This is a genomic window from Deinococcus roseus, assembly GCF_014646895.1.
Lineage (GTDB): Bacteria > Deinococcota > Deinococci > Deinococcales > Deinococcaceae > Deinococcus_C > Deinococcus_C roseus.
The window spans coordinates 1-14002 of the sequence record NZ_BMOD01000050.1; the positions used below are offsets into that span (position 1 = coordinate 1).

Consider the following 14002-nt stretch of genomic DNA (forward strand, 5'->3'; position numbering starts at 1 on the left):
TGATGCTGCAGGATCAGCTTTTCACCGACTCAGAACTGCATCCTTTTCCAAGGGCTGGATAGGTGCAAAATCTCAGTTAAATCAAGGGGTCATACCAACATACGCTACCAAGGATAGCAACAGGTACCTTAAGACCCCAATTTTGCTTTGCTGCCCGAAATGGTGCAGCCCGAAGCGATTTTTGCAAATCTTGAAAACACCCTCAATGGTCCACCTCCGACGACCTGTACGACGAATATTGTCCGGAGTCATCTTCTCGGTGGAGAGCACGTAGCGTTTTTCCCAGCCTCCATTTCTCTCTAGCCACACCCAGGAAAAGTAGATTGGAATGGGGATTTGCTCTTGCTGCACGTCTTTCAAATAGATGGTTCTGGTCCGAAACGGGTACTGACTTAGCTTTTTGCCCTCGGTGGTCTTTCGGGTACTCCGGGTGCCCACAATGCACGAGTAGCCCAGTTGGTGTACGCCCACCATGAACATGGCAGCATCGAACCCACCGTCGGCCAGCACCCGGACCTTGAATCCTTTGCTGAGCGTCCCTGGGAACGTCTGAATCATTCTCAGGGCATGCACCGTGGGACTTTTTGACCCTTTGCCGTGCCAGATACGAAAACTCCACGGGAAGCAGTGCGGACCAATCTTGACGCACAACACCACCAGATGCAGACCACGAGCATTTTTGAGGACGTGCAGCCAGCCTTGTAGCCCTCTAAATTTGCCCCGTTTCTCCAGGGTGGTGAGATCCACAATCAATTCCAGATGGTGTTTCCTGCCTTTTCTCCCCTGGTAGGTTTGGACGATGTCCGTGACTTGCTGCCGGGTGTTTCGGATCAGCTGTCGGGTGTCCCAGCGATAGTGGTTGAAAACCGGCTGATCGCACTCTCTGATTTGAGCTTGGAGTAGTGTGGCAAGGGTTTTCCGGTGGCACCGAGGAAAAGGACCATCAGGGCTTTAAAGGTATGCTGCTGGTGGGGGGTGAAAATCTCCTGCAGCTTATGGAAGAATGTTTTTGCGTGGTGCTTCATGACAACCCCACTTTGGGGGAACACCACGCTTTTTTTGTCCCTAACGCATTTTTATGCTGTCTGAGTAGGGTTTGTCTCTACTGCAAGATGTGAGTAGAGTTCTCTGAAATCCAGCTGCTGCAAGAAGCTCTCAAATTCATCGCGAAAACGCATAGCGGGAGCGGGCTGGGAAAAAACAGCTTGAGCGATGTGTCGGGTGGTCTTGGGGATCATGGGGACCGGATGAGGTTTCAGTGACATAGCCCAGTTTGGAACTTTCAGTGTTTATCTTCTGCCAGATGGGCAACAGGTAGGTCGAATTCGCCAACAGAGTCGGTAAGTTCTTGAGGCCTTCTGCCCTTACAACGTTCAGAACGCATATTTTCTAATTTTGATTGTGCCAAAACCCATGCCACAATCAAAAAACGCCAGAATCTCATACGTTTTTGTCAGTGGTGAAAGTGGAAATTCGTTGTCCCACACGAGATTACTAAAAACAAACCTAAATTGAGGACAAAAGGGTGGCGCGGAAGAATGGCGTTCTGAACGATAGATTTTTCAGTTTATCCAAAACGTCTTTAACAATGGGACAACCCCTAATACAACATTTTAAAACTGGATGTGCCAGCAGCCAGGGGATGGTCTGAGGTGTTTTTCAACACAGCTGTCAGCCGTGTTGGAGTGGAAGCAGAACGTCCGGGTTTCACCGTGAACTGCCAGAGTTGCAGTTGCTGTCTGGAAGGGGCCGCTTCTGATTCAAAGCTCCTGAGGCTCAGGCTTCGAATCGGCCGGTTCCAGGGGCCTGTGATGTCCAGTACCCGGATGTCTCCATTCCAGCTCACCTGGTCTCCCAGCAAGCGGGCAAGTCCAGCAATGGGCACCAGATAAGCCTTGCCCTGAGGTTTGAGTGGGGCAGGCATCAGGGTGTCATGTCCATCCCAGTGGACTTTTGCAGCATGTTCATGCAGCACCACTTCATGGCCGTTGGCTCGCACGGTCAGGGCCCCTGGTTCCTTTTCTTCGACCTGCCAGCCCAGCAACCTTGCTGCCGGGTGCAGCGAGGCCCAGAAGATGCCTTTGCCATCCACCGCAGGGACCATTGGGTCCGTGAAAAGCACCTCCAGGTTGTGGTTGATGCGCAAATGGGCCTGAGGCCCCTTGGGGGTGGCCTGGGCTGTCCATAGGACAGTGCTGAGACACAACAGCAAGGTGGGAACAATGGGTTTCAAACTTACCTCCGGGTGTCCACCGTGACGATGTCATCGCAAATGGTCAAGACTGATCTATCATATGAATTTAAAGATGAGTGATTTAAGTTTTATGACATTTTTTATGAACCATGACTGTGATTAAGGGATAATTCTGATCTCAAAATGAAACCTCAGGTGGCAATGAAATGATTGTTCTTAATGTTGTAACCAGGCTTCATTTCTACACTTTTGAAATTCTGTTGTCATGTGGGTTTGCTGAAATCATCCTGCAGCATAGGGCTGGCCTGGGGTAGCCACGTCCAGCCCAGCCTTTTCAAACTTGTTTGTTCAATGGAGGGTTGCTCACGACGGTCCACAAACGGTGGGTTTCGATCTGGTGCACCATCATATCTCGGCTCCAACCGTGCGTGAGGGTGGCTTGCATGTAATAATCCCGTTCCTGAGGGTCTTTGACTTTGTCCAGGAGGGTGGTGTTGTGGTATCAGGTCAATTGTGCAGGCGACGCCTGCACAATTTCTTCACTGGGGTAGGTTTGAGCGAAAAGTCATGTACTGCAGGTTGCGGCGTCCAAATCCCGTCATGCCCGGGAAGGCTGCTTTGAGGTCTATGGCGAGGTGGTCCACCCCATGGGTTCCCCAGCCATGTTCCTGCTGCAAAAACAAAATGGTTTTGCCGATTTTCCAATAGAGCATCAAGAGTTGCTGATTCACTTTGAGTAGGGCTTGAAGCTGGGACGTTTGCACCTGCCGTTTCAATTCAGCGAGGGTTTGCTGCTAAGCCTGTTCGGAGAGGTCAGCCATGGTTCCGGGGTCATCTTACCTGTTTCCTTCTGACAGAAGGGTGGAGCCTATTCTGTGGTTGTGGAAGCTCCCTGCAGAAGTGACTTGTGCCCATTTTTTTACGGCGGTTTTTCAAAAAGGCCGTAAAATGGTCACAATGGGTCAGATGGAACTTTTCACCTTTTTGAAGCCAATGGAGGGTATCTGACCACCCAGGAGGCCAGAAAAGCAGGTTTCCACAACCAGCAGTTGCGCAGGCTCTTGCAACACCATGTGTTTGAACAGCCCCATCCTGGCGTGTACTGTTTGGTCAACCACCCTCCCACCAACCATGAGGATGTGCTGGAAGTTCAGATGCGGGTGGAAGACGCCGGATTGTGTCTGCTTTCCGCACCTGCTGATCTGCATGCCCCTGAAATGGAGAGGGGGCGTGATCACCCTGTTTGGGCCTATTGAACGTTTTGCACTGGGGAAGCAGGAATCCATGGAAAAATGGGACCATGATGCATGACCCTGCCAGGAGGCACATGTGAAGGTTTTGACTTACGTGGGACTCGACACCTCAAAAGTGAAAAAACAATTCCAGAAGGTCAAAGGCCTGATCGAACAGGGGGATTTCCGCAGTCCGGACGTCAAGAAGCTTGCCCAGGGGAACTACCACCGGGCCAAACTGGATGACACCAACCGACTGCTCCTCACGTTCATGAAACACCAGGGGGAAACCGTGTGCCTGGCCCTGGAAGTCATCCACCAGCACCGCTACGAGAAATCCCGTTTCCTCAGGGGAAAGGTGGTGGATGAAAGCAAAATTGTGGACACCACCCCGGAAGACCTGCAGGGAGCATTGCCGGTCCTCAGATACGTCAACCCCGCTGCTGCCAGTTTTCACCTGCTGGACAAGGTGATTTCGTTTGATGACCTGCAAAACCAGGTGTACCAGACCCGACCCCCCTTGATTGTGGTGGGCTCGGCGGGCTCCGGCAAGACCGCCCTGACCCTGGAGAAGCTCAAAGGGGTCACGGGGAATGTCCTGTACGTGACCCTTTCCCCTTACCTGGCCCAGAGTGCCAGCGACCTGTACTTTTCCCATGGTTTTGAACCTGTGGATCAGGAACCCCTGTTCCTGTCGTACCGGGAATTTCTGGAGATCCTGCAGGTCCCAGAAGGCCGGGAAGTCACCTTTCAGGCGTTTCAGGGCTGGTTTCAGGGCCACCGGCAAACCTACCGTTTCACCGATGCCCACCAGCTCTTTGAGGAGATCCGGGGGGTGATCACCAGCCGGGAAGCTGGGACCCTCTCCCTGCAGGACTACCTGGACCTCGGGGTGAAGCAGTCCATTTACCCTGTGGAGCACCGCAGGGAAGTGCATGCCCTCTTTGAGAAGTACCGGTCCTGGCTTGGCGCCAGTGGCCTGTTTGACCCCAACCTGGTGTCTTTTGAGTGGCAACAAAAAGCACAGCCCACCTTTGATTTCGTGGTGGTGGATGAGGTGCAGGACTTCACCCGGGTGCAACTTGCCCTGATCCTCCGCACCCTCAAAACCAGGGGGCAGTTCCTGTTGTGTGGGGATTCCAACCAGATTGTGCACCCCAATTTCTTTTCCTGGTCGGCGGTGAAAAGCCTGTTCTGGGAGGATGAGGAGCTGGCTTCAGGCCAGCAGTTCTCGGTCCTGAAAGTCAACTTCCGCAACGCCCGGGAGGTGACCCGCACCGCCAACACCCTCCTGAAAATCAAACACCGCCGGTTTGGTTCGGTGGACCGGGAAAGCAACTTCCTGGTGGAAAGCGTGATTGAAGATTCGGGTCGGGTGGAGTCCCTGCCAGACCGGGACCCGGTGAAAAAAGCCCTCAACGAGCAGATCAAGGGTTCCACCGAGTATGCGGTGCTGGTCCTCAGGGAAGAAGACAAACTGAAAGCCCGTCAGCACTTCCAGACCCCGCTGGTGTTCAGCGTGCATGAAGCCAAGGGGCTGGAGTACCCCAACATCATTCTGTACAACTTCATTTCACTCAATCGCCAGGACTTCCTGGAGATTGTCGAGGGGGTCACCAAAGAGGACCTGCAGGTGGACACCCTCACCTACAAACGGGGCAAGGACAAGACCGACAAGAGTCTGGAGATCTATAAGTTCTACATCAACGCCCTGTATGTGGCGGTCACCCGGGCCACCGAGTCGGTCCTCCTGATTGAAGGGGACCAGAACCACCCCCTCTTGACCCTGCTGGATGTGCAGGTCAGGGCAGACCTCGGGAAACTCAACACCCGTGCAGCCAGCCGGGAAGATTGGGAGAAAGAAGCCGCACGGCTGGAGCTGCAAGGCAAGCAGGAACAGGCAGATCGGATCCGCAGCGAGGTGCTCAAGGTCAAGAAAGTGCCCTGGGAGGTGTGGAACGAGGAAAACATCACCGCGCTGAAGCAGAAAGCCTTTGATCCCAAGAACACCTCCAACAAGCCTGCACGTGCCCTGATGGATTACGCGGTGTGGACGTATGACCACTCCTTGCTGAGAAGGCTCGGCACAGAAGGCAAGCTGCCCCTTGCTGCTGGACTTTACCCACCGGACCTGGCACACCACCTGGAAGACCACCCTTACGCCGAAGCCACTTCCATCTTCCAGCAGGACATTCAGAAATTCCGCAAGGGCCTCTTTGACCGGTACCTGGCCAGTTTCTCAGGCAAGAATTTCAAAAGTGTCCTGTGGGACTGCGACAATTACGGGGTGGATTACCGCACCCCCGTGAACTGGACACCCCTGATGGTGGCGGCTTACCAGGGGAACATCTCCCTGATGGACACCCTGCTGGAGCGTGGGGCACGGGTGCACCTCACTGATGTTACGGGTCAGACAGCGTTCCTGATCGCCATGGCCCGGGTCCTGCAAGACCGCGAATATGCTGCTGGACCTTTTGGAGAGGTGTATGGCAGATTGGCCCCCAGCCATTTTGACGTGCAGGTGGAGGGCCGACTGATCCGCATTGACCGACAGATGGGGGAGTACTTCCCCTTGGTGGCCATGCTCGCCCTGCTGCCACAACTGTCGTCCACCCTGTCCAGTTTGCCTGATCTTTCCAAACGCAAAAAAGGCTTTTCTGCCCCCCTGCTCTCCAGCAATGCTGAGGTGCTGCCCGAACAGGTTTTGAAAGAGGAGCGCCGCAAACGCACCTACTTCAACCATGTGCTGGCCCGGGCTGAAGTGGAAAGCACCTACACCCCGGCCCGCAAACTGTGGGTGCGCACCGGGCACGGCCTGTACATGCTCAACCCGGAGATGCTGGTTCGGGTGAGGAACACGCACGGTGAGGAGGTCTGGAAGCCAGTGCTGGAAACCATCCATTGAGGGCCTTTTATGCACCTGTCTGAGACGCTGCTTTTTCTTAACGGGGAGAAATCTCTGTTTAGGGAACATCCTCTCTGTTGCTGCAGGGGTGCTCACTGGTCTGGGGCCCGAGGTCGCTCTGACGGTGGTGGGGAGAAACGTCCTGGTCAGGTAAGGGCCTGAAGTCCATCCTTTCCTTGCAGCCCAGGCCACAACAGGTCTGGGCTTTTTTTCTGGTGCATGACCCCTGAAGCTTCTGGCTCAGGGAACTGGATGTTGCCACTGGCCTGCTTCGGGAACCCAGGTTTTTTCTGCCGAGGGACCGAGGGTGGGTTGCAGGAATTCAGCCAGGGTTTGCATCAGGGTCCTCAGGTCCTGTGGGGCGTCGAGCCTGGTGCGCCGCAAGAACAGTTGCCAGCGGCCCTGCAAGGCAGGGTCGCCCCAGAATTCAGTGCTGAACACCTCGAGATGCGCTTCCCTGAGGGTGCCCCGGTTCAAAAAGGCCCGTTCTATGGCCTGTTGGAGCATGGCCAACTCAAAGGTTTCACGCTGGAGGATGGTGTGCAGGTCATAGAGGTCTTTCATGCGGGTGGTGGCCCGCCCGAGCTCCAGCAGGGCAGCGAACTTCTCGGCCACCACGGTCTCCAGGGGGTAAATCCGGATCTGGGCCGGCTGGGGAATCAGGAGTTGGGGAAAGTCCACCATGATGGGACCCGGGGTGATGGTGTTCCCGAAGGACACGTCGAGTTGCAAGGTGATTCTGGCCCGTCCGCACACGGCGTCCACCAGGACGCGCACTCCAGGATAGTCGGCCTCTTCGTGCAGGGTGGAGAGGCGCATGTTTTCAGTGTCAAAGGTCACCTGGTCCGGGAGGGATTCCTTGAGGGCAATCTCCAGGGCTTGCTTTACCCCTTCCGGGGTGTTGGGCAGGTGCCGTGCGGCCAGGTCAATGTCCTGGGTGGGACGGGCGGCCTGCACGTACCGGGCGAACAGACTCAGCCCTCCTTTGAGCACGAAATCGTCCTGGTGTGGACTCAGGGCAATGCGGGCCAGCAGGCCTTGCTGTGCGTAGAGCAGCAGCATGGTTTCCCGGGAGAGGCCGAGTTTGAGGGCCAGGTTGCGGAGTTTGGCCAGCAGGGAGACGGAGGGGTCAGGTGTCGATGTCATGCAGGAGGACCTCCAGGTCATTGAGGATTTTGTGGTCGATGTGCTGCTCCCGGGCGACCTTGATCAGCTGATGGGGACTTTTGTGTCCCCGCAGGTACTTTCTGAGTCCTTCGAGGTACAGGTCCCGCCCGAGTTTTTTTTGGTACCGGTGCAGGTCGCAGAGGGTTTTTTCTTCTGTGTACAGTTTCAGGGTGCGGGTGGTGCCACTGAGGGTCAGTTCAGTCTGGTGGGGCTGGTAGTGCCTGTCCTGGAAGTGGTAGACCTCCACCGGGGGGTGGTCGACGCCGGGGAAAGTGCGGTGGTGGGGGATGGCGAACTGTACCCTCAGAGGCTGGGTGGTGGTCAGGCCATGCAGGTACAGGGCAGTGACCAGGCAGAAGCGGATGTGGGGGAAGCGCAGTTGCAACTCCAGCAGCTCTTCGTGATCCAGCAGGGGGCTGTCGGTGAGGCGGTACACCCCCCGCTGCACTCTCTGGACTTTGCCTTGCTGGACCCAGCGCTTGAGCTGGTTGAAGTAGGTGCCCTCTGTCAGGTCCTGCGGGGTGAGATAACCGCCCTTTTGCTGGAAGAGCTGGAGGAGCTGGAGATCATGGTCACTCATCTGTCAATTTCTCAAGGCATTCTACCACATTTTGCCTTGAGAAATTGACAGATCACCCTGTATTTTTCAGGCCACATGGTTGTGATGGATGTGTTGTCTCCCAAAGCCTTCTCTGACGATTGATTCTGCTGTACAGATTTGCAGGTGTTTTTGAAAAAACACCTGCAAATCTGTACCATGAAGACATGGACCTGCAGCAGTATGCCCAGGAAAACGACACTCCCATCTTCTCCAGGCAAGCCCTGACCAAACTTGGATACCACCACCGGCACATTCAAAAACTGCTGGAGGAGGGAGTATTGGAACGCCTGCGGCCGGGTTACTATCGGGTTCTCAATGTGGGCTTCTTGCTCAATGAGGATCTGCAGGAGGTGTGCATCCAGGTCAAACACGGAGTGGTGTGTATGGAATCTGCCCTGGCCTATTACGGACTCAGCACGGTCAGATCAAGTGAGGTGTGGATGGCCATCCCCAACCACAGCCGGGCACCCCGCATCGTGTACCCTCCTGTACGGTACTGTTATTTCGCTGAATCGACCCACCAGTATGGGATCATCAGGCCTGAGGGCTTCCCAGTGTACAGCAAGGAAAAAACCCTGGCTGACATCCTGCACCACCGCAACAAGATTGGCATGCAGACCGTCAAGGAGGCTTTCAGGGATTATTTGCGCCTGAAAGACTGCAATCTGAATGAACTGCTGAGGGCCAGTGAGGTGTGTCACGTGGGGGAGCGCATGTTTGATTTGCTGCAGATGCTCACCTGAGAAGACGACAGGGCAATTGTGCAGCAACCTGCTGCACAATTGCAGGTGGCCATGGCTGATGAGGAGATGCCTATGAAGTTGAATGTTCTGGAGATTGTCCAGCTTTGGGAAGCCCTTGACCAGGTGGCCCACGATGTCCTGGTGCCCATCACCACCGAAGCCCAGTATGAAGATGCCATGCAGCTGTTTGCCTGTGTTTGGGAAAGGGTCAAGGAACAACAGGATCATCCGCTGGGGAGTTTGTTTCTGTTGCTCAGAGACCACATTCAGGCGTATGAAGATCAGGTTTATCCCATTCCAGATCCCTCCCCAGATCAAGCCCATCGGCGGCCCTGGCCACAGGAGGTGCTGGATTTTAAGGGAGATCCTGAGCTGGAGCCTTTTGAGTGGGATCGACCTGAGCCCAGCTGAATGGGGTGTCTGGTGGGACCTGTTGTGAGATTTCCAGATGGGTTCTCAGACCCTGGATGGGTTCAGAGGGGGTTGGCCTGAAACGCAGGACTTGATCAACCCATTGAGGAGGAGGTCTATTGTGTCCTACCATCTGGTAAGATAAATTTATGGGATCTAAACGCCTCCACACCAATGCAGAAAAAGTCAGTGTCACGTTGCCACCAGACCTGGTGCGGTTTGCAGAAGAATTCCAGCTGGCCCATGGCCTGTCCAGCCGCAGTGAAGTGCTGGCCCAGGCTTTGCACCTGCTTCAGGAGCAGGAACTCCGGGAAGCTTACCGGGCTGCCAGTCAAGAGTGGGATGGAAGCAAAGACCAGAGGCTGTGGGAAGGCACCTCCGAAGATGGTCTGGACGATTCGAGGTGGTGAAGGTCATCCGTCGTGGAGACGTCTTCCTGGTGAACTTCAGACCTGCCCGGGAAGATGAGGCCAGTGATGTGCGCCCAGCCGTGGTGGTCACCAACAACCTTGCCAATCAAGAAGGGACCACCATCGTGGTGGTGCCCATCACCAGCAACACCGAGAAGGTCTACCCCTTCCAGGTGCATTTGCCGGTGGAGCGGAGTGGTTTGAATCAGGACTCCAAAATCCAGGTGGAACAGTTGCGCAGCATCAGTGTCAGTCGGCTGGGCAAGCGTCTGTCCCACCTGCCTGAGGACCTGATGGAAGAACTGAACCGGAAGATCAAGTTGCATCTGGCCCTGATCTGAGACCAGGAGCCCATCTGGAAAGTCTGGGAGATGGGAGCCAGGTTGCGCCAGATGATGAGGGAGGAGACTGGCCGAATCAAGCCTGCTTTGTGCACCAGGCCGCCGGTTCCTTTTTTGCGTCTGCTCATCGCTTCACTCGCCTTTTGTCTGTGAGAGGCCGAGAAATTATGCTGAGAAACAACAAATCATGAAGTGTTAAACTTGGTTCATGCAGCTTCCGATTGGCATTCAGGATTTCCAGAAACTCAGGGAGGGGAACTACGTGTATGTGGACAAAACACAGCACATGTTGCCCTTCGTTCAGGGGGGATACTATTTTCTCTCTCGTCCCAGACGTTTTGGAAAGTCTCTGACCATCAGCACCCTGAAGGCGCTGTTCGAAGGCAAGAAGCACCTGTTCGAAGGCTTATGGATTCACAACCAGCATGATTTTGAGCCACATCCCGTGCTCCACCTGAACCTCCCCGGAGTGGAATCGCGGGAACTTCCTCTGAGCGTGGGTTTAACGCTTTACTTTCAGGAGCAGGCCGCACGTTTTGGGCTGACCATCAGTGACCGCTCGGCCAGATTGGCCTTTCGGGACCTGATCCTGGGGCTCTCCAAAGGGGGGAAGGTGGTGTTGCTCGTTGATGAGTACGATAAACCGCTGGTGGATTTTCTGGACGATCCAGAAAAGCTGGCCGAGCATCAGGACCTGCTGAAAAGTGTGTATGGAACCATCAAAGAACTGGATGAGCACTTGCATCTGGTGATCCTGACGGGGGTCTCAAAATTTGGGAAACTGAGCCTGTTCAGTGACCTCAACAACCTCTATGACGCTTCCCTGGACCCCAGGTTTGCAGAACTCTGTGGCTATACCCGTGAAGAACTCGAGCGGGATTTTGCTGAACATCATGGACAGGCCCAGGAACGCTTGAACATGCCCTCAGAGACCTACTGGGAAACAGTGAAACGCTGGTACAATGGCTACTCCTGGGGGCAGCATTCTGCTGTCTATTGCCCGTTCAGCATGCTGGTTTTTTTGCAGAACCCGGTCTTCAAGCCGTACTGGTACGAAACGGGAACCCCCACCTTTTTGATGAAACTGGTCCGAAAGCAAGGTTACACCCCCTTTCAACTGGAGCACCTCCGGGCTGGAGAGCAGGTGGTCAGCACCTCCAGTGTGGAACACCTGGATCCCATCTCGATCATGTTCCAGACGGGATATTTGACCCTCAAAGAGATTCAGCCCTCCATTTATGGCACCAGTTACACCCTGGGCTTTCCCAATGAGGAAGTCCGGGTGGCTTTTGCCCAGAACCTGCTCCAGGAATACACAGATCACCAGGACAGTCAGGCAGGGTTGCTGGGAGTCACTTTAAGGGATGCCCTGCTGCATCAGAACTGGGAGGGCTTTTTTGAGGGAGTGAATGCCACCCTGGCCGGAGTGCCTTACGAAATCTTTCCCCGGAAAGAAGCCTTTTTCAATTCTCTGATGCACCTGATGCTGGTGTCCACTGGCCTGCCCACCCTCAGCCAGGTGCAAACCAGCAAAGGCCGCATGGACACGGTGATTGAACTGTCGAATCAAGTCTTCATCTTCGAATTCAAGTTGGACGGCACAGCTCAGGAGGCCCTGGAGCAGATCAGAGGGGCTGGCTATGGAGAAAAGTACCTGGGGAAACAGGTGCTGATGCTGGGGGTCAATTTTGACTCTGCCAGCAAAAGTGTGTCTGAGTGGACATCGGACGTGATCAACTCCAGTGGTTGAGCAACAACGGCTCAGTCCTGACAGCTTTGTTGGAGCGTGAAAAGTTGGTCTGTTACATTGACACTCCACGCCGGGTAGCCGGGTGAGCCTTACGGCTCTCCCAGCCCCCTCAGAACCGTGCGTGCGACTTTCACCGCACACGGCTCAAGCCTTCAAGCCCTTGTACCCAACTCGCTGGTGATGAGCATGGTGGCACCAGCGATGCACCAACATCCGGTTATCCAACGTATCCGGCCCCCCAGCATGTTTTGGTGAAACATGGTGGTTGTCCGTGTCTTCCGCGTCCAGCGGAAGACGGCACAGTCCACACATTCCCTCCTGAATACGCAGTAATGCGAGCCTATCTTTCTGATGTGTCTGACGCGCCACGTTCCGTTTCTGCCGGATTCGCCAATACTCCCTGATCGCTGGGTCAAAGGGTGATGAACGTCCTTCAACCTTCGTGAACCGGGTGATTGGTGTGGCCGAGCGGCGCAGAAGTTGCGCGTTGCCTTCGTGGAAAGTCCAGAGGCCGTCATTGCGGAAGTACCGTTGCTTGACCCACTTGGCGGGTTTGTTGGGGTGGCGACGTTTTGCCCACACCCATAACATTTCCCACGTTCGGTGGTCTGCCTTGTCAAAATTTCCTTTTCCGGCACAGTGTCGGTAATAGTTTGACCATCCCCGGATGACCGGGTTCAGGTCGTGGATTACCTGTGTTGCTTCGGTCTGATGGTGGCGTTTCAGGTACGTTTTGATGCTTCTGAGATGGTGCAACACCTTTTCCTTTTGGGGTTTGGTGAGCAGGGTTCCTTTGAAGCGGCGTACCGTGAAACCCAGGAAGTCAAAGCCCTCATCCACATGCACGATGCGGGTTTTTGCTTCGCTGAGTTCCAGACCGCGTTGCCGCAGGAAATCCGTGAGTTTGGGCATCACGTATTCCTCCAGCACCTCTTTTGAGGGCGCAGTGACCACAAAATCATCCGCATAGCGGATGACACTCAGACCCCGGTTGAGTCCCTTTCGCAAGGCCGGGGAAACAGGTTTCCCCCTGGCGTTTTCCGCTCCGAACAGCCGTTCCAGACCGTTAAGGGCAATGTTTGCCAGAAGCGGCGAAATGATGCCGCCCTGTGGCGTTCCTGATTGGCTATCTTTCCTTCTGCCGAACTCCACCACGCCTGCCTTGAGCCAGCGGCGAATCACAGTCGTAAATACCGGGAGCTTCTTCAGTAAGGCGTCATGACTGATGTTGTCAAAACACCCGCTGATGTCGGCGTCCAGCACCCATTCGCTGCAACCGCGTTGGTTCATGGTGGTGTGGATGGCAGTGATCGCATCCATCGTGCTTCTTCCCGGTCTGAATCCGTAAGAGTTGGCCTCAAAACGAGATTCCCATTCCGGCTCAAGTGCGAATTTCACGATGGCCTGCATCACCCTGTCTTTGATGGTTGGAATCCCCAACGGACGGGTTTTCCCGTTCGCCTTTGGGATGTAGACCCTTCGGACGGGCATGGGTCGGTAGCCTCTCAGGTTCAGACCTTCTTCAAGAAGTTGAACACGGGCTTCCGGCGTGTCTATCACCACGCCGTCTACCCCCGGAGTGTGCTTGCCTTGGTTCTGCTGGGTCGCCTGACGGGTCGCCAGCATCTTTGCGGCGGTTGAGCGAACGAGGAGCTTTTGAAGGTTTTTGACCTTCGCGTGTTCCCCATTCTGGGCGGCTCGGAAGATTCTTTCCTGAAGTCGCCGTACTTCCCCTTCAACGGCAGTCCAGTTGATATTCTGCCATTTCAGAGGTTGTCCCCTGGTCTGTTCAATGACTAGCATTGTCTAACTTCTCCTTGGGTGAATGCGATCAGGATGTTCAAATCCGAGGAAGACCATGAATGGAAGTCAGCGCCCTTTTAGGTTGGGTATCTCCGCTGTCGCGGCCCTATCCGGCCCATTACAGGCCGACATTCGCTTTTTCCACATTCCTTTACCCCCTGCACCGTCCCCGTTCCTTGCGGTTCAGATACCACCGAAGTGGGGTGCATGGGGCTTACCCTGTTGACCTGAGAGGACTCAAACGCTTGGGGGTGGGTGCCATCTGTGACCCGGTGGGAGTTCTGAATACCGCTGACCGCAACCGTATCGGTCAGTCCAACCCACTTACCATTTTGGTTCTGACGTGACAGCCTCTTTCGCCAGTGAACCTGTTAGACTTTTGCACACTCCGAGAACACAGATCAGAATGGAGTGAGCATGACACGCAGAAAGACCAACACCTACA

The 14002-nt window shown here is 54.9% G+C and carries 14 protein-coding genes and 2 pseudogenes; 7 read left to right on the forward strand and 9 right to left on the reverse strand.

What is annotated here, in order from left to right:
• Positions 1–81 precede the first annotated feature (81 nt).
• The 5 genes and pseudogenes from IEY52_RS25800 to IEY52_RS27010 all read right to left on the reverse strand — a co-directional run bounded on the left by IEY52_RS25800 (position 82) and on the right by IEY52_RS27010 (position 2970).
• Positions 82–747, reverse strand: a complete 666-nt coding sequence (locus IEY52_RS25800; protein WP_189009335.1) for a transposase — start codon at positions 745–747, stop codon at positions 82–84.
• A gap of 83 nt (positions 748–830) precedes the next feature.
• Positions 831–1025 carry a hypothetical protein gene (locus IEY52_RS25805; RefSeq protein WP_189009338.1) on the reverse strand — a complete coding sequence of 65 codons (195 nt, stop codon included), beginning with the start codon at positions 1023–1025 and terminating at the stop codon, positions 831–833.
• A 575-nt stretch (positions 1026–1600) separates the two neighbouring features.
• Positions 1601–2233, reverse strand: coding sequence for a stalk domain-containing protein (locus IEY52_RS25810; protein ID WP_189009341.1), 633 nt, complete (start codon positions 2231–2233; stop codon positions 1601–1603).
• A 295-nt stretch (positions 2234–2528) separates the two neighbouring features.
• A pseudogene (locus IEY52_RS27150) lies at positions 2529–2681 on the reverse strand (hypothetical protein); the annotation flags it as partial.
• A 52-nt stretch (positions 2682–2733) separates the two neighbouring features.
• Entirely contained in the window at positions 2734–2970 is a 237-nt protein-coding gene (locus IEY52_RS27010; RefSeq protein WP_189009344.1) for a DUF1016 N-terminal domain-containing protein, read from the reverse strand.
• 213 nt (positions 2971–3183) lie between these two features.
• Here IEY52_RS27010 and IEY52_RS27155 point away from each other — a divergent pair.
• Positions 3184–3450, forward strand: a pseudogene (locus IEY52_RS27155) (type IV toxin-antitoxin system AbiEi family antitoxin domain-containing protein); the annotation flags it as partial.
• A gap of 106 nt (positions 3451–3556) precedes the next feature.
• Here IEY52_RS27155 and IEY52_RS27160 read toward each other — a convergent pair.
• Positions 3557–3745: a hypothetical protein gene (locus IEY52_RS27160; protein WP_373289935.1), complete on the reverse strand. Its 189-nt coding sequence runs from the start codon at positions 3743–3745 to the stop codon at positions 3557–3559.
• Positions 3746–5749: 2004 nt separating this feature from the next.
• Here IEY52_RS27160 and IEY52_RS27165 point away from each other — a divergent pair.
• The gene (locus tag IEY52_RS27165) at positions 5750–6331 is read left to right on the forward strand and encodes a hypothetical protein (protein WP_373289936.1); all 582 of its coding nucleotides are present in this window, start codon (positions 5750–5752) and stop codon (positions 6329–6331) included.
• A 240-nt stretch (positions 6332–6571) separates the two neighbouring features.
• Here IEY52_RS27165 and IEY52_RS25835 read toward each other — a convergent pair whose 3' ends face one another.
• Both IEY52_RS25835 and IEY52_RS25840 read right to left on the reverse strand, forming a co-directional pair.
• Entirely contained in the window at positions 6572–7477 is a 906-nt protein-coding gene (locus IEY52_RS25835) for a nucleotidyl transferase AbiEii/AbiGii toxin family protein (RefSeq protein ID WP_189009350.1), read from the reverse strand.
• Positions 7461–8078 carry a type IV toxin-antitoxin system AbiEi family antitoxin domain-containing protein gene (locus IEY52_RS25840; protein ID WP_189009353.1) on the reverse strand — a complete coding sequence of 206 codons (618 nt, stop codon included), beginning with the start codon at positions 8076–8078 and terminating at the stop codon, positions 7461–7463. The genes IEY52_RS25835 and IEY52_RS25840 overlap by 17 nt, the downstream gene beginning before the upstream one ends.
• Before the next feature lie 185 nt (positions 8079–8263).
• Here IEY52_RS25840 and IEY52_RS25845 point away from each other — a divergent pair, with 185 nt between their 5' ends.
• The 5 genes from IEY52_RS25845 (at position 8264) to IEY52_RS25865 (ending at position 11754) form a co-directional block, all read left to right on the forward strand.
• On the forward strand, positions 8264–8842 hold the full coding sequence (locus IEY52_RS25845; protein ID WP_189009356.1) for a type IV toxin-antitoxin system AbiEi family antitoxin domain-containing protein: 579 nt from the start codon (positions 8264–8266) through the stop codon (positions 8840–8842).
• Positions 8843–8914: 72 nt separating this feature from the next.
• Positions 8915–9253, forward strand: a complete 339-nt coding sequence (locus IEY52_RS25850) for a hypothetical protein (protein WP_189009359.1) — start codon at positions 8915–8917, stop codon at positions 9251–9253.
• 149 nt (positions 9254–9402) lie between these two features.
• Complete coding sequence (locus IEY52_RS25855; RefSeq protein WP_189009362.1) at positions 9403–9663, forward strand: ribbon-helix-helix domain-containing protein; 261 nt, start codon at positions 9403–9405, stop codon at positions 9661–9663.
• Complete coding sequence (locus IEY52_RS25860; protein WP_189009365.1) at positions 9660–10004, forward strand: type II toxin-antitoxin system PemK/MazF family toxin; 345 nt, start codon at positions 9660–9662, stop codon at positions 10002–10004. The genes IEY52_RS25855 and IEY52_RS25860 overlap by 4 nt, the downstream gene beginning before the upstream one ends.
• 208 nt (positions 10005–10212) lie before the next feature.
• On the forward strand, positions 10213–11754 hold the full coding sequence (locus IEY52_RS25865; protein WP_189009368.1) for a PD-(D/E)XK nuclease domain-containing ATP-binding protein: 1542 nt from the start codon (positions 10213–10215) through the stop codon (positions 11752–11754).
• A 144-nt stretch (positions 11755–11898) separates the two neighbouring features.
• On the opposite strand, the gene ltrA is transcribed toward IEY52_RS25865, so the two are convergent.
• Positions 11899–13557, reverse strand: coding sequence for a group II intron reverse transcriptase/maturase (ltrA, locus tag IEY52_RS25870; protein WP_189009371.1), 1659 nt, complete (start codon positions 13555–13557; stop codon positions 11899–11901).
• Positions 13558–14002 lie beyond the last annotated feature (445 nt).